Source organism: Priestia megaterium (genome assembly GCF_023824195.1).
GTDB classification, from domain to species: Bacteria; Bacillota; Bacilli; order Bacillales; family Bacillaceae_H; genus Priestia; species Priestia megaterium_D.
The window spans coordinates 3193409-3215585 of sequence record NZ_CP085442.1; the positions used below are offsets into that span (position 1 = coordinate 3193409).

At 38.2% G+C, this 22177-nt stretch carries 27 protein-coding genes; 11 read left to right on the top strand and 16 right to left on the bottom strand.

The window, feature by feature from the left end:
- Nucleotides 1–39: 39 nt before the first annotated feature.
- Nucleotides 40–303, top strand: a complete 264-nt coding sequence (locus tag LIS78_RS16275) for a hypothetical protein (RefSeq protein WP_013057818.1) — start codon at nucleotides 40–42, stop codon at nucleotides 301–303.
- A gap of 34 nt (nucleotides 304–337) precedes the next feature.
- On the opposite strand, the gene LIS78_RS16280 is transcribed toward LIS78_RS16275, so the two are convergent.
- The 3 genes from LIS78_RS16280 to LIS78_RS16290 all read right to left on the bottom strand — a co-directional run bounded on the left by LIS78_RS16280 (nucleotide 338) and on the right by LIS78_RS16290 (nucleotide 2356).
- On the bottom strand, nucleotides 338–1165 hold the full coding sequence (locus tag LIS78_RS16280) for an LCP family protein (RefSeq protein ID WP_195782687.1): 828 nt from the start codon (nucleotides 1163–1165) through the stop codon (nucleotides 338–340).
- Nucleotides 1166–1298: 133 nt separating this feature from the next.
- Entirely contained in the window at nucleotides 1299–1841 is a 543-nt protein-coding gene (locus LIS78_RS16285) for a GNAT family N-acetyltransferase (RefSeq protein ID WP_209150095.1), read from the bottom strand.
- 101 nt (nucleotides 1842–1942) lie between these two features.
- Entirely contained in the window at nucleotides 1943–2356 is a 414-nt protein-coding gene (locus LIS78_RS16290) for a hypothetical protein (RefSeq protein ID WP_071273069.1), read from the bottom strand.
- 181 nt (nucleotides 2357–2537) lie between these two features.
- On the opposite strand from LIS78_RS16290, the gene LIS78_RS16295 reads away from it, so the two are divergent.
- Both LIS78_RS16295 and LIS78_RS16300 read left to right on the top strand, forming a co-directional pair.
- Nucleotides 2538–3317 carry an undecaprenyl-diphosphate phosphatase gene (locus LIS78_RS16295; protein ID WP_025751115.1) on the top strand — a complete coding sequence of 260 codons (780 nt, stop codon included), beginning with the start codon at nucleotides 2538–2540 and terminating at the stop codon, nucleotides 3315–3317.
- A 1-nt stretch (nucleotide 3318) separates the two neighbouring features.
- Nucleotides 3319–3657, top strand: a complete 339-nt coding sequence (locus tag LIS78_RS16300; protein ID WP_195782685.1) for a hypothetical protein — start codon at nucleotides 3319–3321, stop codon at nucleotides 3655–3657.
- A gap of 29 nt (nucleotides 3658–3686) precedes the next feature.
- Here LIS78_RS16300 and qoxD read toward each other — a convergent pair whose 3' ends face one another.
- The 6 genes from qoxD to LIS78_RS16330 all read right to left on the bottom strand — a co-directional run bounded on the left by qoxD (nucleotide 3687) and on the right by LIS78_RS16330 (nucleotide 9351).
- Nucleotides 3687–3995: a cytochrome aa3 quinol oxidase subunit IV gene (gene qoxD, locus LIS78_RS16305; protein WP_013057824.1), complete on the bottom strand. Its 309-nt coding sequence runs from the start codon at nucleotides 3993–3995 to the stop codon at nucleotides 3687–3689.
- A 3-nt stretch (nucleotides 3996–3998) separates the two neighbouring features.
- Entirely contained in the window at nucleotides 3999–4607 is a 609-nt protein-coding gene (gene qoxC, locus LIS78_RS16310) for a cytochrome aa3 quinol oxidase subunit III (RefSeq protein ID WP_195782684.1), read from the bottom strand.
- The gene (gene qoxB, locus LIS78_RS16315; RefSeq protein ID WP_195782683.1) at nucleotides 4607–6550 is read right to left on the bottom strand and encodes a cytochrome aa3 quinol oxidase subunit I; all 1944 of its coding nucleotides are present in this window, start codon (nucleotides 6548–6550) and stop codon (nucleotides 4607–4609) included. Before qoxB ends, qoxC begins: the two co-directional genes overlap by 1 nt.
- 46 nt (nucleotides 6551–6596) lie before the next feature.
- A complete protein-coding gene (gene qoxA, locus LIS78_RS16320) occupies nucleotides 6597–7550 on the bottom strand; it encodes a cytochrome aa3 quinol oxidase subunit II (RefSeq protein WP_013057827.1) in 954 nt (317 codons plus the stop codon).
- 566 nt (nucleotides 7551–8116) lie between these two features.
- Nucleotides 8117–8695 carry a hypothetical protein gene (locus tag LIS78_RS16325; RefSeq protein WP_013057828.1) on the bottom strand — a complete coding sequence of 193 codons (579 nt, stop codon included), beginning with the start codon at nucleotides 8693–8695 and terminating at the stop codon, nucleotides 8117–8119.
- Nucleotides 8696–9003: 308 nt separating this feature from the next.
- Nucleotides 9004–9351 (bottom strand): rhodanese-like domain-containing protein, encoded by a 348-nt coding sequence (locus tag LIS78_RS16330; protein WP_013057829.1) that lies wholly within the window; start codon nucleotides 9349–9351, stop codon nucleotides 9004–9006.
- A gap of 386 nt (nucleotides 9352–9737) precedes the next feature.
- On the opposite strand from LIS78_RS16330, the gene LIS78_RS16335 reads away from it, so the two are divergent.
- The gene (locus LIS78_RS16335; RefSeq protein WP_195782682.1) at nucleotides 9738–10199 is read left to right on the top strand and encodes a hypothetical protein; all 462 of its coding nucleotides are present in this window, start codon (nucleotides 9738–9740) and stop codon (nucleotides 10197–10199) included.
- A gap of 58 nt (nucleotides 10200–10257) precedes the next feature.
- Here the strand turns inward: LIS78_RS16335 and LIS78_RS16340 are convergent, their stop codons facing one another.
- On the bottom strand, nucleotides 10258–10410 hold the full coding sequence (locus LIS78_RS16340; protein ID WP_195782681.1) for a hypothetical protein: 153 nt from the start codon (nucleotides 10408–10410) through the stop codon (nucleotides 10258–10260).
- Nucleotides 10411–10917: 507 nt separating this feature from the next.
- Here LIS78_RS16340 and LIS78_RS16345 point away from each other — a divergent pair.
- The 6 genes from LIS78_RS16345 to LIS78_RS16370 all read left to right on the top strand — a co-directional run bounded on the left by LIS78_RS16345 (nucleotide 10918) and on the right by LIS78_RS16370 (nucleotide 16397).
- The gene (locus LIS78_RS16345) at nucleotides 10918–11346 is read left to right on the top strand and encodes a PAS domain-containing protein (protein WP_229754572.1); all 429 of its coding nucleotides are present in this window, start codon (nucleotides 10918–10920) and stop codon (nucleotides 11344–11346) included.
- Between the two features lie 300 nt (nucleotides 11347–11646).
- Entirely contained in the window at nucleotides 11647–12006 is a 360-nt protein-coding gene (locus LIS78_RS16350) for an ArsR/SmtB family transcription factor (RefSeq protein WP_286676925.1), read from the top strand.
- Nucleotides 12007–12037: 31 nt separating this feature from the next.
- Entirely contained in the window at nucleotides 12038–14599 is a 2562-nt protein-coding gene (locus tag LIS78_RS16355) for a heavy metal translocating P-type ATPase (protein ID WP_252284001.1), read from the top strand.
- Nucleotides 14600–14657: 58 nt separating this feature from the next.
- Nucleotides 14658–15278 (top strand): class I SAM-dependent methyltransferase, encoded by a 621-nt coding sequence (locus tag LIS78_RS16360; RefSeq protein ID WP_195782678.1) that lies wholly within the window; start codon nucleotides 14658–14660, stop codon nucleotides 15276–15278.
- A gap of 72 nt (nucleotides 15279–15350) precedes the next feature.
- Nucleotides 15351–15863, top strand: a complete 513-nt coding sequence (locus tag LIS78_RS16365; RefSeq protein ID WP_434092309.1) for a PCYCGC motif-containing (lipo)protein — start codon at nucleotides 15351–15353, stop codon at nucleotides 15861–15863.
- Nucleotides 15864–16079: 216 nt separating this feature from the next.
- Nucleotides 16080–16397 (top strand): DUF3243 domain-containing protein, encoded by a 318-nt coding sequence (locus LIS78_RS16370; RefSeq protein ID WP_014459329.1) that lies wholly within the window; start codon nucleotides 16080–16082, stop codon nucleotides 16395–16397.
- 64 nt (nucleotides 16398–16461) lie between these two features.
- Here LIS78_RS16370 and LIS78_RS16375 read toward each other — a convergent pair whose 3' ends face one another.
- The 6 genes from LIS78_RS16375 to LIS78_RS16395 all read right to left on the bottom strand — a co-directional run bounded on the left by LIS78_RS16375 (nucleotide 16462) and on the right by LIS78_RS16395 (nucleotide 21420).
- Nucleotides 16462–17307, bottom strand: coding sequence for an N-acetylmuramoyl-L-alanine amidase (locus tag LIS78_RS16375; protein ID WP_252284002.1), 846 nt, complete (start codon nucleotides 17305–17307; stop codon nucleotides 16462–16464).
- 166 nt (nucleotides 17308–17473) lie between these two features.
- Entirely contained in the window at nucleotides 17474–17608 is a 135-nt protein-coding gene (locus tag LIS78_RS31435; protein WP_268241094.1) for a hypothetical protein, read from the bottom strand.
- 177 nt (nucleotides 17609–17785) lie between these two features.
- Complete coding sequence (locus tag LIS78_RS16380; protein WP_209150101.1) at nucleotides 17786–18409, bottom strand: LysE family translocator; 624 nt, start codon at nucleotides 18407–18409, stop codon at nucleotides 17786–17788.
- Nucleotides 18410–18529: 120 nt separating this feature from the next.
- Entirely contained in the window at nucleotides 18530–18700 is a 171-nt protein-coding gene (locus tag LIS78_RS16385; protein WP_195782674.1) for a hypothetical protein, read from the bottom strand.
- Nucleotides 18701–18837: 137 nt separating this feature from the next.
- Nucleotides 18838–20481, bottom strand: a complete 1644-nt coding sequence (gene aimA / locus LIS78_RS16390) for a glutamate/serine transporter AimA (RefSeq protein ID WP_129710513.1) — start codon at nucleotides 20479–20481, stop codon at nucleotides 18838–18840.
- 381 nt (nucleotides 20482–20862) lie between these two features.
- A complete protein-coding gene (locus tag LIS78_RS16395; protein WP_252284003.1) occupies nucleotides 20863–21420 on the bottom strand; it encodes a thioredoxin family protein in 558 nt (185 codons plus the stop codon).
- 350 nt (nucleotides 21421–21770) lie between these two features.
- On the opposite strand from LIS78_RS16395, the gene LIS78_RS31440 reads away from it, so the two are divergent.
- On the top strand, nucleotides 21771–21902 hold the full coding sequence (locus tag LIS78_RS31440) for a hypothetical protein (RefSeq protein WP_013057845.1): 132 nt from the start codon (nucleotides 21771–21773) through the stop codon (nucleotides 21900–21902).
- Nucleotides 21903–22177: the final 275 nt, after the last annotated feature.

Here is a 22177-nt window from a genome sequence, read left to right on the forward strand (position 1 = left end):
GTTTTACTTTTAGAAAGATTCACTAATGGAGGAAGAAATATGATTGTCAACTATAAAAACCAAGCAACCGGTCATCGCATGAATAACGGCTGGAATCTTTTCTATGCGTCAAACTTAACGATGTGGCGCAAAGATGAAAAGTATTTGCTTTTAGATGAAAACCAAGATGTAGTGATGATCTTTGGCTTTAAAAAAGACGAAATCATTCTAGATAAATTGCAAACGTGGGGCTATACATTTGGTGTCCATCCAGAGAAAAAACAAATTTCCTGCTTGCAGCGTCAAGAAGAAATTGGTGAATAAAAAGAGGGCTGAATTTCTTCAGCCCTCTTTTTTATTAATGGGTTTGTTGAAACATAGCGCTCAGCTGTTTTTTTTCAGATGGTTTGACAACATAATACCATGTACCATCTACCATTTGTCCTTCTCCTTTTACCGTTACCGTTTCGAAGTCAGGCCGGCCATTCTTAATGACGTTATACATCGTAAATGCATCGCTGACATCAATATTCGTTCGAATATGCTTCTTTGCAAGCGTGAGGAGACTTGGAATATTTTTCACCGTTGACATGCCCATTCCTTTATCTAATAGAGCTTCCACTACCTGGCGCTGGCGATTATTTCTTCCTAAATCTCCTTTTGGATCTTCGTGTCTCATCCGCACATAGGCAAGAGCTTTTTCGCCGTTCAACGCATTTTCTCCTTCAGGAAAGATAAATGAATCAAACACAAAAGGAAACGGGTTATTAACGTTCACTCCGCCAAGTTCATCTACTACATCTTTAAAGCCTTTCATATTTACTTTCACGTAATAATCGACATCGATATCTAAGAAGTTCTCAACCGTGCGCACGGTTAAAGGAATGCCTCCGTATCGATAAGCATGATTAATTTTCTCATCCGTTCCTTTTCCATCAATGTGCACGCGCGTATCTCTAGGGATCGGCATAACTTTTGCTTTATTGTGGCTCGTATCTAAGTTGACCACCATTAATACATCTGAGCGGCCTGTATCTCCTGGCCTTTCATCTACGCCCATAACCAGTACATTAAACGAGTGAGGCTGCTCTTTAGCAGATGTTTGATGTTGATAGACAATTCCAAATCCAGCGGTTCCTAAAAGCAAAATACATGCCGCTAAGATCCCTATTTTGTATTTTTTCATTCATACGGTCTCCTTTACACATCACTTACTCTCTATATGCCTTAATGAATGAAAATTTATACCTTTTTAGGGGAATTTAAGCACACGTCAAAAAAGCCTGCTTGTTGGGAAGCTGGCTTTTCACTAGTAGATTTTAGCTTGATTTTTGATGCACATCACGCTGTGCCCATTCACTTTCTAACATACTCATTTCAATTAAGCTCCAGTACTGTCCATCTACAAGCCGAACATCTCGAAGAAGGCCTTCGCGTGTAAAGCCAATTCGTTCATAGGACTGAATTGCCCGCTCGTTAAAATCAAAGACGCCGAGCGAAATTCGATGAAGACCCAGTTCTTCAAAACCGAAAGCTAACACTTTTTCAAACATGTGCGAGCAAAGCCCTTTTCCTCTATACTTTTCACCAAGCAGCACTCGGCCAATTCTTCCTGTTTTATGATAATAATCAATATGAGCCAGAGAAATATGCCCAATAAGCTGTTCATTTTCATCTATGACGGAAAAAGCATAGGTAGAAGCACCATCTTCATTTGCATATCGAATGTAGTGTTTTAACTGCCTAGGAGTAAGCGGAAAAGAAAAGCTAGAGCCGCTCCATTGCACCATAAATGACTCGGAGGGAATCCAATCCATTAGCTGTTTAAAGTCTTTTTTGGAGAACGATCGTAGAGCTATCACATAATTCTCCCCCTTATTATTTCTGACTTTTCTAAATATATTACATTTATCATAATAAACTGTCAACTGTCTATGTAAAAAAAAGCCATCATTTCGATGACTTATAGCTGTAATGCTTTTCTGAGAAGAGTTAAATCATGAGTAAATTCAAAAAAATAGGTTCTATTTTCATTGTCAAATACCATCATGATTGGCTTTTGATTCGGCTCAAGAACAAAAATAACTTCACTTGCCAGCGTGTTGACCGCACTATTTTCAATTTTCACGGCTGGATCAAGAGGTACTTTAACAAGATAGCCTTTTTTAGGAAGCGGACTTGCCTTTTTATATAAACCAGTAATGGACGCAATACTTTTTTCAGCTTCTTTTTGAACACTTGGAGGTTTGAGCGTTGAACGAACGACTTTGCCCGTTTCAATTTGAAATACCTCTACTTTTGGCTGTTCAGCACTTACTGCCTGCGGAAAAATAAAAGCAGCGAATACGACACATACAGCAACCCATTTTCGTATCATTTTTAGCACCTCTTTCCATTGTGGATGAGATGGAGATAAGAATGGTCGTCTCTTCTTATACTATGACCTATTTATATATATTTATTTCACTAAATGAATGCCTATACTTCCATGTTTTTGTCATGTTCTCAGAACTTCCTCTATACACTACTAATAAGGACACGCTGTATGAGGTGATAAGATGTCGTGGTTTGAAGCATTTATTTTGGGAATCATTCAAGGGCTTACAGAATTTTTACCGATAAGCAGCACGGGGCATTTGTATTTAGGGCGTCACTTATTTGGCTTAGACGATGCAGGATTGTATTTAGATACGATGCTGCATATGGGCACTCTGCTTGCTGTGTTTGTATTTTATAAGCGTGAGCTATGGCATATTATTCGTCATCCGTTTAGCAAGCTTACAGGGCTTTTAGTGATAGGAACGATTCCTGCAGTTGCAATTGGTCTTTTGTTCAAAGACTATTTTGACAGCATTTCTAAATCTGGCTTAACGATCGGCTGGGAATTTCTTGCGACGGGACTGCTGTTATGGTTTGGTGATTCCGTAAAAAATGGCTATAAAAAAATGGATCATATTTCATACGGAGATGCCTTTTTTATCGGCTCGTTTCAAGCAGCTGCTATATTCCCTGCTGTGTCCCGATCGGGCTTAACGATGGTAGCTGCGTTAATGCGAAAATTAGATCGTGAAACAGCCGCTTATTTTTCCTTTTTATTGTCGACTCCGGCCATTTGCGGAGCGGTGTTACTTCAGTTAAAAGATGTAGTCACAGGTGAAGTCGAGCAGCTTTCCGTTTTCTTTTTATTCGTCGCCACCCTTTCATCTGCTTTATTCGGTTATGTAGCGGTAAAATGGATGATCAATTATTTAAAGCATCATTCATTAAAAACGTTTGCGATTTACGTTTGGATATTAGGTGCAGTCGTGCTGGTTTGTCAGTTTACGGGGGTGTTTTAAGATGAAGGTAAAAGTCCGGACGCTTTTTTTAGTATTGTTTTTTTCAGGCATTTTAGTCGTGACAAGCTATGTTGATAACAATTCCCAGCATTCGTTTGACAGCTTATCTCACCTTTCCCTTGATGGAGGAGCTGTTGAAACCTCTGCTGATGAAGACGAAGCCGAACAACTAAATATGTCAGTCAAAGAAGTTCATGTTAAAACAGAAAAAAGAGGCGGATACCGAATTGAAGTGTATGAACAAGTAAATGTTTATAGAGATGATAAAGGAAAAGTAGTAAAAAAAGTTCCCACGGGAGAATATCAAACGTTGAAATATAAACTGAATGAAAAAAAATAAACCACTTACCGAAGTAAGTGGTTTTATTTTTAATGGTTAAAGTGAGCTGCAAGAATCCACAGGGTACCAACAACGATACAAAGTGCAATAAAGAAACTGTAAAGAATATTTGCAACCTGTACTTTACCATTTTCACTTTCAGTCATGTGCATGAACATTACTAGCTGCATTGCTGCTTGTAGTAACGCTAGGATCATGATAAGAGTCATCGTAATGCTTCTTGATAGATCAGCTAGCACTACTAAACCAAGCGCTGCGAATGTTAAGGCTAGTGAAAGGATAAGCCCAAATACATGACTAAGCGGAAAACCTGCTTTTTGGCCTTGTTTATTTTCCATGTCTTATCCCACCAATCCGTTCAAGTATACAAGCGTGAAGATGAAGATCCATACAACATCAAGGAAATGCCAGTATAAACCGATAATAAATACTTTACGAGCAGTAACAGGTGTTAATCCTCGTCTTACTAACTGAATAATAATACTGATTGCCCAGAATACACCGACTGTTACGTGAAGACCGTGCGTTCCAAGAAGTGTAAAGAACCCTGATAAGAAGGCGCTTGTTTGCATTGTTGCACCTTCGTGAACTGCGTACATGTAAAACTCACGAATTTCGTAGAAAAGGAATCCTCCACCAAGGACAAGCGTAATAACAAACCAAACTAAAAGTCCTTTTAAATCATTATTACGCATTTTAAAGATGGCAATTCCCATCGTGAAACTACTGAATAGTAGTAACAGCGTTTCGATCATAAAATCTTTAACAACGAACAGTTCTTCTGCAGTAGGGCCACCCGCTGTACGCATATGGTACGTTAAGTACGTTACGAACAGCGTAGAGAACAACGCGATCTCGGCACCTAAGAAAATCCAGAATCCAAGGATATTCAGGCGACTTTGTTCTTCTTGGTATTCTAACGGCAATGATTTATCTAAATGTCCTGCCATTATTTGTCACCCCCTGTAATTCCTTCAACCTTCTTAATTTCATCTACTTTTACATAGAAGCCCGGATCATAATCAAATGAACGAGCAAGCATACAAGCAAAGATACCTGCTAAGCCTAAGATTGCCATTGGCATCCATTCAAATACTAAGCCAAATCCACCGATAAACCAGAAAATACCTGAGATAAACGGCACGCCAGAGTTGCTTGGTAAGTGAATTGGTTTTAAGTCTTCTGCTTTAATTTCTGTTTCATTACGTTTTTTCATGTGCCAGAATGCATCCATTTCTTTCACATGAGGAATTACTGCAAAGTTGTAAGCTTGAACTGGTGATTTAGTCCACCACTCAAGTGTACGACCATCCCAAGGATCGTTTGCAGTGTCGCGTTTGTTTTTCCATGCACTGTATAATAAGTTAACTACTAATACGAAGAAGCCAAGACCCATTAAGAATGCACCGATTGTTGAAACTAAGTTTAGTCCGTTCCAGCCAAGGTTGTCTGCATAAGTTTGCATACGACGAGTCATACCGTCTAAACCTAGGAAGAATTGTGGGAAGAAACATACGTTAAATCCAACAACAAAAATCCAGAATGAAATTTTTCCTAATTTTTCGTTCAACGTGTGACCGAAAATCTTTGGATACCAGAAGTATAAACCTGCGAAACAGCCAAACACTGTACCAGAGATTAATACATAGTGGAAGTGAGCGATTAGGAAGTAACTGTTATGATATTGATAATCGGCTGATGCCATCGCAAGCATAACCCCTGTTACCCCACCGATTACGAAGTTTGGAATAAACGCTAATGACCAAAGCATCGCAGTCGTAAATTTGATACGGCCTTTATACATTGTAAAGAGCCAGTTAAAGATTTTAACTCCGGTTGGTACGGCAATTAACATCGTTGTAATTGAGAAGAACGAGTTAACTGACGGTGAGTTACCCATTGTAAAGAAGTGATGCACCCATACAAGGTAACTTAAGAATGCGATACCGACCATTGATACAACCATTGCTTTATAACCGAATAAGTTCTTACGAGAATGTGTACTGATAACTTCTGAGAAGACACCGAAGACCGGTAAAATAACGATATATACTTCAGGGTGACCCCAAATCCAGAATAAGTTAGCCCACATCATTGGAAGACCGCCGTTAGCCATTGTAAAGAAGGCTGTTCCGAATACACGGTCAAGTGTCATAAGTGCAAGCGCTACTGTTAATACAGGGAACGCGAAAATGATAATAATTGATGTGATGAAGATTGACCAAGTAAACATTGGCATTTTCATCATTGTCATGCCAGGAGCACGCATTTTTAAAATTGTTACAAAGAAGTTGATACCAGTCATTAATGTACCAGCACCAGCAATCTGTAGTGAAACGGCATAGAAGTTATTCCCGATGCCCTCACTGAATTCTTTACCTGCAAGCGGGAAGTAACTTGTCCAACCTGCATCAGGAGCTCCTCCGATTACGAAAGAAAGGTTAAATAGCATTGCTCCCATAAAGAATGTCCAGAAACTAATTGCGTTTAAGAACGGATATGCTACGTCACGCGCACCAATTTGTAATGGAACGATTACGTTCATTAGTCCGATAATAAATGGCATTGCCATGAATAAGATCATGATAACACCGTGAGCCGTGAAGACTCCGTTGTAGTGATGTTCATCTAAAATGTTCATACCCGGGAATGCAAGCTGCATACGCATCATGATTCCATCAATTCCGCCGCGGAAAAGCATTAATACAGCTGAAAGGATGTACATGACACCGAGTCTTTTATGGTCAACTGTTGTTAACCATTCTGTCCATAACCATTTCCATTTCTTGAAATATGTTAAGACAAAAACGATACCGATGACCGTCATAGCGATTGCTGCATCAGCAGCGTAAATCATAGGTTCGCCAGTGACGAAAAATTCATCTAGCTTCATTATGTCTTCCCCCAATCATTACGTTATTTAGTGTAATAAATGAATGTTATTCATGATTTGAGTGATCCATGTTTTCCATTTCTTCATTACTCGTTTTTTCATCTTCTTTCATCTTGCTGTGATCATGTCCTGTACCACGTTCTAGCTCTTTGCCAGGAATGTATACATCTTTTGCATGGTCAATCCATTTTAAATGTGTACCGTTGTAAGTTTGACGACCAACAACGCCTGGGCTTAGGATTTGATCATATTTCTTTTCAGTCAATTTACCAGCTGTTCCTTTTACATCACTAACCCACTCTTTGAAGTCTTTGTCCGTTTGAGCTTGAACTTCGAACTGCATTTGAGTGAAATGTTCACCAGAGAAGTTAGCACTACGTCCCATATAAGAACCAGGCTTATCAGCTTCTAAGTATAATGGCATTGACATGTTGTTCATCGAATATTTTTGTCCGCCAAGTTCTGGTACCCAGAATGAGTTCATAGGTCCTTGAGCTGTTAACTCAAATTTCACTGGCGTATCTGCTGGAATGTTTACGTAGTTAACCGTCTCGATATTTTGTTCCGGATAACTGAAAATCCATTTCCAGTTTGCAGATGTAACGTGAATCACGATTGGATCTTTATCCTTTGATTCTGCCGGTACTTCTTCTGCAGAATAGATCGCTTTAACAGTTGGCACTGCTAATAGAATTAAGATGATGATTGGGAATGCTGTCCAAATAACCTCCATCTTTAAGTTACCTTCTTGCTCAGGTGGCTCATAGTCCATGTTTTCAGGTTTTTCACGATATTTGACAAGAACAAATATAAAAATAGCAAATACGACAACAACCACGATCAACATCATCCACATAGACCAAATGATTAAATCAGATTGCGTTTTTGCAACAGGACCTTGCGGGTTCAATACAGCAAGCTTTGAACAACCGCTCAAAAATACTAGTGAAAGCGCAGATAGTAAACCTACTAGCTTCCAAAATCCTTTTTTTGGTTTCACTTAAAACTCTCCTTTCTAACAACACATGATGCGAAGCCTATATTGATGAACATTCAAAATGCGCTATCTTTCGCTAGATAACGACATTTTTATACAGACTCTCTTCCCCCTTATTTGTAGGCCACTACTATTGTAATACAAAATGACATTTTTTTCGTCCCTTTTGCTTTATTTTTTTATATTAAAAACATTCTAATATAGTGACTGTACCAATGGGGTTAGAGTGCTTCAACCTTGCGATATTCTATCACATAATTTGGTATGAATAAATGTAAATAAAAGGATTCAGCTCCCATTTCTTAACTATTTCTTTAGGAATAACTGCAAAATTAGCTTTGTATGTTTGCTTCAACATTGATATATCAATACACATCGACATAATTGAATATTTTGTGACAAATTTTCAAAGAAAATGTGACGCCCTGTATGAACCTTATTTTGCCCGTTAATTCCCCTTTACTTTGTAGCAAATATTTGATTTTTTTGCTTAAAATTCTTTCTTTCGAAAATATGAACAAAACGTGAATTTTTTTAAAAAGCTTTTTATTATAGAAAAAAGCTGCGTGTTATTCACGCAGCTCTTGATCCATAAATTCTTTAACCGTGATATCATCCCCTGCTTTATCTAGCAGCGTTGTCGTTGCTGGAAACGGATGTTTAATATGACTCGGTATTTTTTCGTACAGCACAAAATAATCACTTTTTGGGACCGCGGCATCAATTGTATATGTATCGTGCACCAAAGCCGCCTTTACTCGCTCAATTTGTTTACTTCTATTTGTTCCTGTAAACAGCGCATATGTCCCTTTATTTGTATGGATATCATCATAATCCACTAAATTGCTCATTTTGGTACTGACTTCAATACGCAGGCGTTTGTTCCATCCTTGCTTCAATACGGCCATTCCTTCTTTATCACCAGGTATGGAGAATAAGGCTATGTATGTATTAGAGTGATCAACCCGTTTAAAATCTTGCAGCGTAATCCTTGCAGAACCATCAATACTTTCTTTATGCTCCCAATTCCGCAAATGCTGCTGCACACTTGCAGCATTGTTTTCAATCGGATATCGAATCATCTCATACGCAACAATTACAACCGCTATACAAATGAACAGAAATAGCAACCGCTTTATCTTTCGCACATCTATTCACCTTCCTTAGCTTACTCCCCTTTTATGTAATTGCCTAAATTATAACTTCCTATTAAACCTCTGTCTATGCACTAGGAGAACTACGTTTTTTTTTACCACAAAAGGGATTTTTCAAACCTTTTGTCATAAAAATACGCTAAAAGACTCAGTAGCTGTTGAACCAAAAGAAACCGATCCCTGCCCCCCTTCTTATCTTCATAACAAAAAAAGATACCCATTTTGACACAGGTATCTTTTAGCTTATATATCACAGCTTTCCAAAAGGAAACCCTATAAAGGGTCATTTGCTGTTCTTTTTATTACACACATCTTTCCGCACACATGTATCCTTTGACCTGATACCCATGTTTTTTGAGCTGCCGAATGCTTAAATTTCGGGAAATGCTGTCAGGAACAATTACGACCACTTCTTTATATGGAATTTCTGCATGCTGTCTCTCTAAATAAGGAAGCGGAATATGGATTGCTTTTTGACAGGGGTTTTGTTTCATTTCATGAAAATGACGAACATCTACATACGAAATCGTTGTAGAAGCACAGTCGACGGTCGTCACTTTCTTTATTCCTTGCACCGGCACATAGCGTTTATAAAAACTGTAACAAATTAATAAAAGTAAAATACCTATGCTCATATATAGTATCGCCATGTTTTCCTCCCAATTAATTTCTATACCCCTGTATGTATACTATATTCAAATGAAAGAATCAACACAGAAGTACTCTATCTCATTTCTCTCTGAAAGAAAAATGGTCTTTTTACACTTTATTATGAAACCACAATAAAGTGACGAAATCAATCATTATTTATTTTGATTTTTCGAAAGATTTAAATACTAGTAAACAGATCGTTTTTTCTTATTATAATGAAGAAACGCAGAATTTTTATTTTCATCTTCCCTCTTCTTTCCCATTAAAACTGAGATTCGCTTATGAGTAATACATTAGAACCAATGTTGCACAAACGTCAGAAAAATGATTCTAAAAATGAAGGATGCGAGATAGGATAGTATGAACATGTGAAGGGAGAGATATGATGTTTGATTTGTACTATGTTGTATTATTTACAGATCAAGGTGAGGTAGCAGGCACCTGCCCCATCTATATAAGTCCCGAAGAAGACGTTGAAAAAGAACTGTTAAAAAATATCACCTTGCATAAACAAAGGCTGCAGTCAAAAAAAGAAAAAGTTTTTTATTTTGACCGGGATAAAGAGGATATGACAGATTTATCGGATCACTATGCACACATTCTTACATTTACTAACAACGACAGCCAAATTGCAAAATGGCTGGAAGAAGCACATGAAAAGCTGTGCAGAACCGGTGAACTTTTTGTTGAGAACGGTTATTTTCAAAGCGCTTTTATGCAATATATTAATCAAAAAAACAATGTTTTAGAAAATTACTCGTACGAAGTTTGTGAGAAATCCGTAAAATTCGTATATCAAGCAAGAGACTATATTGTGATTGGCTCAGAAAAATACGAGTTAACTTAAAAATGCGATATACACAAAAAAAGGAAAGCTTCGGAAACGAAAGCTTTCCTTTTTTAGATTAATCTCCATCAAGGTTTGCACGACAATTATTATGAGATAAAGATGTACTTTGTGCTTCATGCTGTTTTTTCCCACCCTGCATTGTCATATCTTCTTTTTTCGTTCTCCCTTTAGCGATATGTTTAGTTTTATTTCCTTGGTTTAATGTCATGTTCATTCCCCTTTCTAGTGGATATAGTGTATGAAAATAACTCACACGCCATAAGAGGAAATGATATGAAAAAACCCCTCTTAAATTGAGTGAGCTTTCTGCCTAAAACTGCTTTTCCTTTTATTGCTGAATCCGCATGAAAGGATATTCTCTATTTTAAACGTTCGTTTCTCGTTCCTTAGTAAGCACCAAGCTTTTACGCTCTGAGGATAAATTTTATACACAATAATAAATCGCTGTGTAAAACATCCTTTATCGTCCATATAAATAATTTCAACAGGTCGTTTTGAAGAGTAGCTTTCTTGAAGTAGCTGTCGCATAGAATTCGTTCCTTTAATTCTCAGTTTATCGAACATGCGTTCTATTTTGAAGTGTTTTAAACTGAATAATTCTTTAGCTTTTACAGCTTAAAACGGGGAAAAGAGTGGGGAAAATAATAAAAACCATACAAATATTAGGTAATTGTGATATGGTAAAAGAGATTACTTAAGTTGGGAGAGGTGCATGATGGAAAGTAACATACTTAAATGGATCCCCGTTCCTTACTTTCAATTAAATCAAGAAGGTGAAATCCTTCATTTTTCTAGTCAAGCACATTCTTATTTTTCTTCAGTCTCCAGTCTGTGGAGCATTATTCATAAAGACGACCGGAAACAAGCAATGTGGATGCTGTCACAGCACTCCTCATCTAACCCCATCATCAGGCATTTGCGTTTGAGAACGAGCGATGATACATTTGTGAATTTTAAATGCACGATTCATTGGAAAAATGGTGTAGGGCATTTAGTATGTACCGAAAAGAAAAATGTCAAGGATCCATTAGATGTTGTATTATCTGCTCAATCCTATTTAGAAAACTCGGACAAACGATTAAAAGAGTCGGACAAGGTGTTAAATAATTCAGCAGATTTATTATTTAACCGATTAAAACGCTAATCAAGTGAACAAAGTCTAAGCTATATTCCATTATTTCTATCATTTTTAAAGTCATTAAGAGGCTACCTATAAGGGTGGCTTTTTGTTTTTGGCCTGCATATAAAGTCATTCTCTTTTCGCCCGCACCATTTAGTACAGAGTACATACACTAATAGGCATACTTTCCATATTTATTCTTCCTATATTTATGTTTCGCCCGGAAAAAAATTCCGAATAATCAATAAATGTTTGAACATTTTTTGAAATTGACATATATTATAAACAAACAATCATTTGAATGTTTGAATGAAGGAGGAAATCATGCCAAAAGACCGCTGTGATATTTATTGTTTTAATGAAGAAAAAGTGAATCGTATTAAGCCTGCTATCGATGCTGAAGCTGTTCAAGGTGTTTCTACCCTATTCAAAGCGTTAGGAGATGAAACGAGGCTTAAAATCGTCTTGGCTCTGTATAAAGGCGAGGAGTTATGTGTATGTGACGTCGCCAATATTGTAGGCTCTACAGTTGCGACTGCTTCTCATCACTTAAGACTGCTGCGAAATATAGGAATTGCCAATTATCGCAAAGAAGGAAAGTTAGCTTTTTATTCTTTAAGGGATGCACATATTAAACAAATAATTGATATCATGTTTGCTAAAAAAGAAGACGTAACCATTTAAGTTTTTCTTACCGTATAGGGAGTGGGACACAATGAAACACGAAGATAAAAAAAATCATCAGCATACCGGAAGCTGCTGCAGCGGATCTTCTTCCCCAAAAATTGAAAGCAAGGCCTGCTGCTCCTCTTCTTTGGAAGCCGCATCTACTGAAGAGCCTTCTTCCTGCGGCACAAAGAGTCATGAACACAGTCACAGCTGCTGTTCAGATACAATTGCGTTAACGACCGACAAAGACCAGGATTCTTGCTGCAGTGATCACGATATAGTACCAGGCGACAGTGACATAGAAGAAACGGCTGAATACCGCGTATATGGAATGGATTGTCCTTCCTGCGCTGCGACGATTGAAAAAAGTTTAAAAACATTAAACGATATTCAACACGTAACCCTCAACTATAATACAGGGAAGCTCCAGGTAGCGGCGGCAAGTGAGTCAGCTCTGTCACTCATTCCAAGCTCAGTAGAAAAACTAGGGTTTAACATTGAGCCTATCCAATCAAATAAAAAGATGAAAACGTATTTGATTGAAGGAATGGACTGCGCTGCTTGTGCGAACACGATTGTGAATCATTTAAAAACAGTTCCTGCTGTCAAAGATGTACGCGTTAACTTCTCAACGGGAAAAGCACAAATTGAGCACGATAACGAAGCCGATGACATTATCAAAGAAGTATCTAAAGCTGGTTATACGGCTACTTTAGTAACCAGCAGCAGGCATTCTGTTGAGTCGAGGCATCATAAAGGCAAAAACGGCCCGATTGTTTTTTCGGGTATTCTCATCGCATTAGGTTTTATCGGTTCTCATACAGGAATTGCTTCTTATATGACAACTGTACTGTACGCTATTGCCATGATTGTTAGCGGATATAAGCCGGCTAAAAGTGCTTATTACGGAATCAAAAGCCGTTCTTTAGACATGAATGTTTTAATGACCGTTGCAGCACTTGGAGCAGCTGTTATTGGTGAATGGCTTGAAGGTGCTACGGTCGTTTGGCTATTTGCTTTAGGTGTTGCTCTACAAGCAAGGTCGATTGAACAAACAAGAAACTCGATACGAGGTTTGATGGATTTAGCTCCTTCTGAAGCATGGGTGAAAGAAAACGGCCAGCTGATTAAAAAAGCAGCGGAAGATATTTCAATCGGCACTACGATTGTCGTAAAGCCAGGAGACCGAATTCCGCTAGATGGTGAAATTATAAACGGCGAATCCAGTATCAACCAAGCTCCTATTACAGGTGAATCTATTCCAGTTGATAAAGTAATCGGTGATGCTGTTTATGCAGGCACCATTAACGAAAGCGGATCGTTAGAAATTAAGGTAACAAAACTAGTCGAAGATACGACGATTTCTAAAATCATTCATTTAGTGGAAGAAGCACAGGAGAAAAAAGCGCCTACTCAAGCATTTGTTGATAAATTTGCAACCATTTACACGCCTATCGTCTTTATTTTAGCTTTATTCATTATGGTCATCCCTCCCCTGTTTGATGGTGCATGGAGTGACTGGTTTTACAAGGGGCTTGAATTATTAGTTGTGGCTTGTCCATGTGCGCTAGTCATTTCTACTCCCGTCGCCATTGTATCTGCGATTGGAAACGCGGCGAAAAATGGCGTGCTCATTAAAGGCGGGACGTTTTTAGAAAAAGCTGGTGCAATCAATGCGATTGCTTTTGATAAAACAGGGACGCTGACAGAAGGCAAACCAGCCGTTTCAGAGGTTGTTTCCCTTGCTGCTGAAGAAAATCAGCTTTTAGCAATAACAAAAACGCTTGAAGATTATTCGAATCATCCCATTGCCCGCGCTATCGTGGATTATACAACGGAGAAAAAAGTCGTTTCTTTAGAAGGATCAAATTTTAAAATCCTTACAGGAAAAGGCGTGCAAGCAACAATTCAAGAAACGGTTTATTACGCAGGTAATCCAAAATTATTCTCAGATTTAGGAACACCTCTATCCCACTGCTGGTCTCATATTGAAAAGCTTCAAAACGAAGGTAAAACGATTATTATTGTCGGAACAGCTAAAAGTGTTCTAGGCATTATTAGCGTAGCTGATACCATCAGGCATACAACCGTATCTGCTTTAGAAAGCCTCAAACAAAACGGAATGCAGCAAATTGTGATGTTAACCGGTGATAACGAAGGAACAGCTAAAATGATTGCCTCTCAGTCCGGCGTAGACCGCTATTTCGCCGATTTGCTGCCTGAAGACAAAGTAAAGGCCATACAGCAGCTTCAACATGAAGGGTATCAAACGGCTATGGTTGGAGATGGAATTAATGACGCCCCTGCCCTCGCAACTGCTGATCTTGGTATTGCAATGGGCGGTGCCGGTACCGATACAGCCATGGAAACAGCTGATATTGTCCTGATGGCAGACAATTTAGAAAAGCTTCCTCATACGATGAAGCTAAGCCGCAAAGCATTAGCTGTCATCAAACAAAACATTTGGTTTTCTATTATTGTTAAAGTCATTGCCTTAGCTTTTATCTTCCCAGGGTGGCTTACTTTGTGGATTGCCGTCTTAAGCGATACAGGAGCAGCGCTACTTGTTATTTTAAACAGTCTTCGCTTACTCAAAATGAAAAAATAAATGTAATCCATAAGCTTTCCAGCAGGCATTGGAAAGCTTATTTTCTAGGAGGGTTTGTGTGAATAACCGCTGGAATCAATTTATTTATAAGTGTTGGGCCCCTTTTTATGATGCGTTTTTTAATAACGGGATGTTTTATCGAGCCAGAAAAAAAGTCTTTCAAGACGTCCACTTTACATCTGAACAGCGCATTTTATTTGTAGGTGTTGGAACGGGGGCAGATTTAGCTTTTATTCCTCATGAAGTAAATGTAACAGCCATCGACTATTCCAGTGAAATGCTTCAAAAAGCAAAAGATAAATACAAAAATCCATCTATAACCTTCCACCAAATGGACGCTCAGCAGCTAACATTTTCCTCCCTTTCATTTGATGTGGTTGTAGCAAGCTTAATTCTTAGCGTAGTACCTGATGCGGAGCAAGCTTTAAAAGAAATGACAAGAGTAGTAAAACCTAAGGGAACTATTCTGATTTTTGATAAATTCGAAACCAAAAAGAAATCAGCGGCTTTTCCTAAAAAAATATTTCGCCCTTTCGTAAAATTGCTAGGAACGGATATTGGCCTCTCTTTTGAACATATGTTTGAAGCAAGCCGGGCTAATCTTATTTTGAAGGAAAATTCAAGCGTCATGTTGAAAGGTATGTATCGGAAAATTATTTTACAGAAAGTTGAGGAATGACTTCTAAGGCTGCTTATGTCTTTTTAACATGATGGATGTACATATCATTGTCTATCTTTAACTGAAGAAAGGATGAACGTGTTGATAACGAAATCAAGGTTCATAACGATTGTCCTTGCGACAAGCATGATATCGGGATGCGGAAACGAAAGTAAAGAAAGTTCAGGTAGCAAACGTACAGAAGCAACACAACATGAAGAACAGCAGCAGCACACATTAGGTGATAAACGAGAAGAAACAAAAAATAGTGAAACTCTCCCCTCTTTTTTGAGTGACAAGCCCAAAGACATGCAGCTTATTTATGCAGCCGCTGCTAAGCATCAAACCTTACTAGAAAACATTCCTTGCTACTGCGGATGTGGAGAAGAAGCTAATCATCAAAACAACTACGACTGTTTTATCTTTGAAAACAGAGAAAACGGCTCGGTGACGTGGGATGATCACGGAACAAAATGCGGCGTCTGTTTAGAAATAGCGGCTCAAGCTGTAGTAGACTACAGCAAAGGCAAAAGCATCGAAGACATTCGCCAAGAAATCGATGATAAATATAAGGAAGGCTACGCTACGCCTACTCCCGAGGTATGATGTTTCAGTATAAAAATCAGTAAAAGACTTTGATTTCTTTATTCAAAGTCTTTTTGTCATTTTATTATTGGTTGGTAAAATCTCGTTTGACCTCACCTTTTTAAGTCCTTGTAAAACGCCATAATGTAAAAATAACACATTTGGACGTTTATTTACTGAATTCTCAGGGGATATGCTTTCTAAACCCAAATATAACCATGAGAGGAGAAAAAAACTATGAGTAATTCTGTAGAAACAAATCATTCAGCAAAAGTTGAAGGAGCAATTAATTCTATGAGCGAGGAGAAAAAAGAGGATATTCTCTCTAGCTTCGAAGGATTTAAAAGTTATCTAGGGGACAAGGTCTCAAAAGGTGAAAAGTTAGGGATGAATGAAGAACAGCTGGCTAAAACAGCTCAGAAAGTAGCTGATTACCTTGCTAAGCATGAAGAGCCGCGCAATCGAGAGGAAAACCTGCTTCACGAACTGTGGAAGGTTGGAAATGAAGAACAGCAGCATCACCTTGCCCATATGCTTGTAAGATTGGTTCAATAAGAACAAAGTGACTGTAAATAAAAAAGATGACACGCTGCCGTGTCATCTTTTTTATTTACGGGTATTAAACAGCGGGAATGATAATTTGCTGACCAATTTGTAATTTTGTAGGATCTACGCCGGGGTTTGCATCCTGCAGCTGCTGAACGGTCATGCTATATTTTTTCGCAATGCTATAAAACGTATCTCCTGCTTGTACAGTATACGTAGTAACAGGAAGACCAATTTGCTGACCAATTTGCAGTTTTGTAGGATCTACGCCAGGATTTGCATCCTGCAGCTGCTGAACGGTGATGTTATACTTCTTTGCAATGCTATAAAATGTATCTCCAGATTGAATGGTATAGAATGTAACTTGATTAGAAGGTAAGTTTAAATACTTAGCAATTCCACGCGCGTGCGCTTCTCCCACTTCCCGAAGAAACGTAGCGTTTTTTAATTTTTCAGCGTCGGCTGTCGTATCGATAAACAAGTTTTCTGTTAAAACAGCTGGCATATTTGTTTCACGCAGTACAGCGTAATTAGCCGTTTTTAAACCGCGATCTGCAATCGTTCCAAATTTCCGCATGATTGTTAAAATCTCCGTATGCAGCTCTTTTTGTAAAAGAGAAGATTGACTTCCCTCTTCTGATGGATACCGATACGTTTCAAATCCAGTACCGCTGCCAGCATTGATGTGCATAGAAACAAAAATATCCGCTCCCCATGCATTAGCTCGGTTCGCTCGATCTGATAATGAAACGAACACATCGGTTGAACGAGTTACTTGAACATCTACTGAATAGTTATGTTCTAAATACGCCCGCGCGTGTAGTACAAGCTGCAGCGTAATATCTTTTTCACGCAAATTATTTCCTAAAGCGCCGGAATCTGTACCGCCGTGTCCTGCATCTAGCCATACTTTTTTCATGTGAACCTTTCCTTTCAATCATAATATGAATTAACACCGGCTTTGCCGGATGTTTTATCTCTCATTCTATATATATATGTGATTGGACAAGAAGGGTTCGTCCCCTTAAAACATTCGAGAACATTCACTCAAAAAGCTGGATTTCACTAGCTGCTCTCCGCTGTTTTTAAAGCACAAAATAAAGACGAACAAATGAGATAAATGAGCTAGTATGGATTACTTTTACCACCGCTGTTGATTTCCGTGCAAGGCTTCGCTTTCCGCGGGCGGCCGGTGAGTCTTCGCCTTGCTCTCCAATCAACAGCTAGAAGCAACTACATAGACGAAAGCTATGGTCACCATAGCAAGAAAAAAATCCGAACGAGTTGGATTCTCCATCAAGAATCTCGATTCATCGTTCGGATTTTCCTTCAACTAAACTACTTTTGTCCACGCCTCTTAATAAAGATAAAAAGCAGGTTCACCATCTTATCTCCTGCTATTTCTCACTGAAAGCAATTTTTAAGCCAATAAGCGTAAAGATAGAACCTTGCACAAGATTAAGCCGCTTAGACAGCGCCGGAGATTTTCGCAAAAACTCCCCTACTTTCCCTGCAAATAGACTAATTAACGTAAAAATAATCAGCGCTTGAACTAAAAATACAGCTCCATAAACAAGCATTTGCTGTGTGACGTGTCCGATTGAATGATTAACAAACTGAGGTAAAAGAGCAAGAAAAAAGAGCGAAACTTTTGGATTTAGCAGATTCATAATCACTCCTTTTTTATATAGCACCTTGTACTCAACGGCTTCTTTGTTTTCAACAGCGAGAGCGGAATCTTTTGCTGTAAACGTCTTATAAGCCAGATATAATAAATAAGCTGCTCCAGCGTATTTTACGATAGCAAACGCTAAAGCCGATTGATAGATAACAGCCGATAGACCCAACGTTGCCGCTGCTATATGACCAAGCAAGCCCGTACAAAGCCCAAATGAAGTCGAGATTCCTGCATATTTACCGTTTGATATACTTTGTGCTAAAACAAATAAGTTATCAGGACCAGGCATAACAGTAAGCAAAGCGGCTACGCCTAAAAAAGAAGTGATTGATACGATATCCATATGTCGTTCTCTCCTTGCATGATTTTGTCCACCATTATAGCATTGTTTACTATTTAGTATTCAAAAAATTAAAATTTATCCACAAAAGAAGAGGCTGGGACATAACTAAATCAATCTAATCTAAAGACAAACAAATTGGATACATGAGCTGGACTGCTTGTTACACCGCTGTTGATTTCCGTGCAAGGCTTCGCTTTCCGCGGCCGATGAGCCTCCTCGTCGCTTGCGCTCCTGCGGGGTCTCATCTGTTCCGCTTTTCCCGCAGGAGTCTTCGCCTTGTCCTCCAATCAACTGCTAGAAGCAACTGAAAACATGAAATCTATATTCAACATAACAACAAAAAAACACGAACTACCAATCAAAAAATAATTAATAGTTCGCATTTGACTTCAACTGAAATACTTTTGTCCCAGCCTCATTTTTACTCCTTATTTAATTTGTTTTTCTATGATCTGTTCTTTAGCTGAGGCAGTCTGGGCTTCCGCTGCTTTCATTTCATTATTAACATGGATTGCTTCTTTTAAATACTCGGTTTTGTATCCGCTTTTAAGTGCCCAAGCATAAAAGAAAAGTGCAACAATTGCAATAAGTCCCATGTCCCAACCGTATTTAATAATATTGAGTCCCCCGAATTTTTCACTTCCTATCCAGGAGATTGTCATCATACATAATAAGTAGACAATCATCCAAACGCCAGCTCGGAAGTTTTGACCAAAGCCTTTCCATTTTGATTTTGCTTGGTAATAAAAATAAATTGGCAAACCAATTAAAATAATAAATAATACCTGTCCAGTTAACGGCCATCTTGCCCAGTAAAGAGTAAGTGAAGCAAAAATAAATCCAAGAGGCGCTATTACGTTTAACCCTTTTATACGTAAAGGTCTATAAAGCTCGGTCCCCGTTTTTCTTAACGTCATAGCCGTAATAGGACCGGTTAGATATGAAATTAACGTAGCTACAGAGATAATTTCGGCTAATATTCCCCAGCCTCTAAATAAAAATAAAAAGATGAATGAGACAAATAAATTAAAGAACATTGCCTGACGCGGAACTCCATAAAGCGGATGAACTCGTCCCAGTATATTCGGCAAGTATTTATTTTTTTCCATACCATAAATCATGCGTGACGTGGTAGCTGTATACGTAATACCTGTTCCCGATGGCGATACAAAAGCATCCGCATATAAAACAATAACAAGCCAGTTAATATTTAAGGCAATTGCTAAATCAGCAAACGGCGAATTAAAGTTAAGATGACTCCATCCTTTTACGATTTCTGAAGGATTTACCGCTCCAATAAACGCAATTTGAAGCAATACGTAGATCACGGTCGCAATTAAAATGGATCCTACTACCGCAATAGGAATAGAGCGTCCCGGATTTTTCGCTTCTCCCGCCATATTAATGGGACTTTGAAAACCGTTAAAAGCAAACACAATCCCAGACGTAGCAACAGCTGTCAAAACGCTTGCCCATCCATTTGGAGCAACGCCTCCTGCAGAAGAAAAATTTCCGCCGTGAAATCCTGCGAATAAAAGAGCACCAATTGTAAGCCCTGGAATCACAATCTTAAAAACGGTAATAAGTGAATTAGCTTTCGAAAATAAGCCTACGGTCCAATAATTTAAAAGAAAATAAATGATTAATAGTCCTGTAGCAATAGCCAAACCTTTTCCAGTAAGAATCCCGTTTTCTACTAAACTGCCTGTCCATTTCGCCCACTCCCATGGCCATGAACTCATATACTGAACAGAGGCAACCGCTTCAACAGGAATAACCGATACGATTGCAATCCAGTTTGCCCAAGCCGCAATAAAGCCAAGAAATGAGCCGTGCGAGTATTGCGTATACTTAACCATACCTCCTGCTTCTGGAAACATAGACCCTAGTTCACTGTAAGAAAGAGCTATAAATAAAATAACAACCATTCCAATAATCCAAGAAGCAATTGCTGCGGGGCCTGCAATTTGAGCAGCTCTCCATGCCCCAAACAGCCATCCTGATCCAATAATAGATCCAAGGCCGACCATCATGAGAGAAAACGTTCCCATTTTTCTATGTAAGTTATTCATGTATCTAACACCTTTCTTCTATATTTTCTGAGAAGTGAGTTATTAAGCGCTTTCATTGAATAAAAAAATAAAATTCATTTTGAACTCTAAAAATCCTGCTTAAAAATAATGACCAAAAGCTTTTACATCCATTCACGCGTCCCCCTTCTTCATTTATTATTTGTTATTATATCATCATCAAGTTAAAAAGTACGCGTTTTGAATAAAAAATATTTTTATTTTTAGAATTTTGTACGTTTTCTCAAGTAAAAGTGCGCGATTTGAACACTATCATTAATAAGAGCTGCCTTTCCATTAAAGTGATATACAAACGATCGTGTTGCAATAACCAGAAAAAAAGCAAGATAAAATGAAGCGCTCATTTTACCTTGCTTTTTTAAGTTATTTCACAACAGCTAATACCGTTTCTTTAAAGCTGTTATAAACATACGACCAAAGAGCCGGTTCTTCTTTATATCTTGTTCGTAACGAAGAAAAGACTTCTTTTTGTTTTTCTTCAAACGAAGGATCTTCTTTTGAAGGAAGCGTGGCACGAAGCTCATCGACAATTTGCTGAACTTCAGGAGCACGAGGACCCCATTTTCCCAGTAAATTCCCTTCATTATTAAAAATTAAAATAATCGGAATAGCACGGCCGCCGTTTGTTAAGTGGCGATCAATTAATTCGGTGTCCGCATCTCGCAGTGCAACGCGCACATCGATACCGGCAGCTTCAGCTACTTTACGAATGATTGGGTTAATCATCATCGCATCTCCGCACCAATCTTCAGTAATCGCTAAGAAGTGAAGCTTGTGAGCCTTTAATTTGTCAGCCAGTCCATCTTTAGGAAGCTGAAATTGTTCATAAACAGCTAAACTTTCCTCTTTTAATGTACTCATGTCGTTCATATATGTTTGAATTGATTTTCCTTCTTCAAAATACTGCTGTTCTGTTTTCATGAAAATCCCTCTTTCTTTTTTGTATACGAATAGATGAGATGTAAAAATTCGGTTTACTCTTTTCTATACGCACTACTAGTATAGCTTTTAAGCACAGTGAATCAAAATATAAAAGTCAGCGTGTTCAATTTAATCCCGTTTTTTAGCCTGCGACAGGATTTACAAAACTTCAATTTAAAAACAGCACATTGAGATGTTATAAAAAAAGAGAATGGGGTACATGTACACTATCAATGTAACAAATTTTAAATCTTTGTGAATATTTGAGAATGTTTATTGTGTAACCGTCATCTTTTGATTATGATAATGATATGTTAGCTACTTGACTAAATATGGAGGATGAGGCAAATATGAATCAATCCCCGCATGAAAAGCGAAAAAAACGCAAACAGTTTGTAGAACGTTTAAGGCTAAAAGGAATCAAAATAGAGCTGACAAAACCGCGCTCTCACTTTTCTTCACTATCCTTACTAAAATCATAACTCGTAACCACCTTTTTCTAAAGCGGAACGGTATCGAATTTCAGCTATCTATGCTAAGGCTTACATATCATTTCAAAAAGAACAGCTTCTAAGTGCTGTTCTTTTTTGATACTTATTTATATTTCTGCCTCTGTTAAAAAAAATTATAAACCTTTTTCTTTATTTCCTCCTTTTTCTATCTAGGTCTTTCCACTCCCTTTCATACGGGGTTCTCAAAATCTATAGTTCTATAAATCCCTTAAATTACCACTATATTCAAGGTATATATAATATAA

Coding starts and splice junctions, on each gene's coding strand:
- LIS78_RS16355 (WP_252284001.1), top strand. CDS start 12,038: ATGAAACACGAAGATAAAAAAAATCATCAGCATACCGGAAGCTGCTGC.
- LIS78_RS16395 (WP_252284003.1), bottom strand. CDS start 21,420: ATGAAAACAGAACAGCAGTATTTTGAAGAAGGAAAATCAATTCAAACA.
- LIS78_RS16365 (WP_434092309.1), top strand. CDS start 15,351: ATGAACGTGTTGATAACGAAATCAAGGTTCATAACGATTGTCCTTGCG.
- aimA (WP_129710513.1), bottom strand. CDS start 20,481: ATGAATAACTTACATAGAAAAATGGGAACGTTTTCTCTCATGATGGTC.
- LIS78_RS16345 (WP_229754572.1), top strand. CDS start 10,918: ATGGAAAGTAACATACTTAAATGGATCCCCGTTCCTTACTTTCAATTA.
- LIS78_RS16375 (WP_252284002.1), bottom strand. CDS start 17,307: ATGAAAAAAGTATGGCTAGATGCAGGACACGGCGGTACAGATTCCGGC.
- LIS78_RS16300 (WP_195782685.1), top strand. CDS start 3,319: ATGAAGGTAAAAGTCCGGACGCTTTTTTTAGTATTGTTTTTTTCAGGC.
- LIS78_RS16350 (WP_286676925.1), top strand. CDS start 11,647: ATGCCAAAAGACCGCTGTGATATTTATTGTTTTAATGAAGAAAAAGTG.
- LIS78_RS16330 (WP_013057829.1), bottom strand. CDS start 9,351: ATGGCGATACTATATATGAGCATAGGTATTTTACTTTTATTAATTTGT.
- LIS78_RS16340 (WP_195782681.1), bottom strand. CDS start 10,410: ATGACATTAAACCAAGGAAATAAAACTAAACATATCGCTAAAGGGAGA.
- LIS78_RS16380 (WP_209150101.1), bottom strand. CDS start 18,409: ATGGATATCGTATCAATCACTTCTTTTTTAGGCGTAGCCGCTTTGCTT.
- LIS78_RS16280 (WP_195782687.1), bottom strand. CDS start 1,165: ATGAAAAAATACAAAATAGGGATCTTAGCGGCATGTATTTTGCTTTTA.
- LIS78_RS16370 (WP_014459329.1), top strand. CDS start 16,080: ATGAGTAATTCTGTAGAAACAAATCATTCAGCAAAAGTTGAAGGAGCA.
- LIS78_RS16290 (WP_071273069.1), bottom strand. CDS start 2,356: ATGATACGAAAATGGGTTGCTGTATGTGTCGTATTCGCTGCTTTTATT.
- LIS78_RS16335 (WP_195782682.1), top strand. CDS start 9,738: ATGTTTGATTTGTACTATGTTGTATTATTTACAGATCAAGGTGAGGTA.
- LIS78_RS16295 (WP_025751115.1), top strand. CDS start 2,538: ATGTCGTGGTTTGAAGCATTTATTTTGGGAATCATTCAAGGGCTTACA.
- LIS78_RS31440 (WP_013057845.1), top strand. CDS start 21,771: ATGAATCAATCCCCGCATGAAAAGCGAAAAAAACGCAAACAGTTTGTA.
- qoxC (WP_195782684.1), bottom strand. CDS start 4,607: ATGGCAGGACATTTAGATAAATCATTGCCGTTAGAATACCAAGAAGAA.
- LIS78_RS16275 (WP_013057818.1), top strand. CDS start 40: ATGATTGTCAACTATAAAAACCAAGCAACCGGTCATCGCATGAATAAC.
- qoxD (WP_013057824.1), bottom strand. CDS start 3,995: ATGGAAAATAAACAAGGCCAAAAAGCAGGTTTTCCGCTTAGTCATGTA.
- qoxB (WP_195782683.1), bottom strand. CDS start 6,550: ATGAAGCTAGATGAATTTTTCGTCACTGGCGAACCTATGATTTACGCT.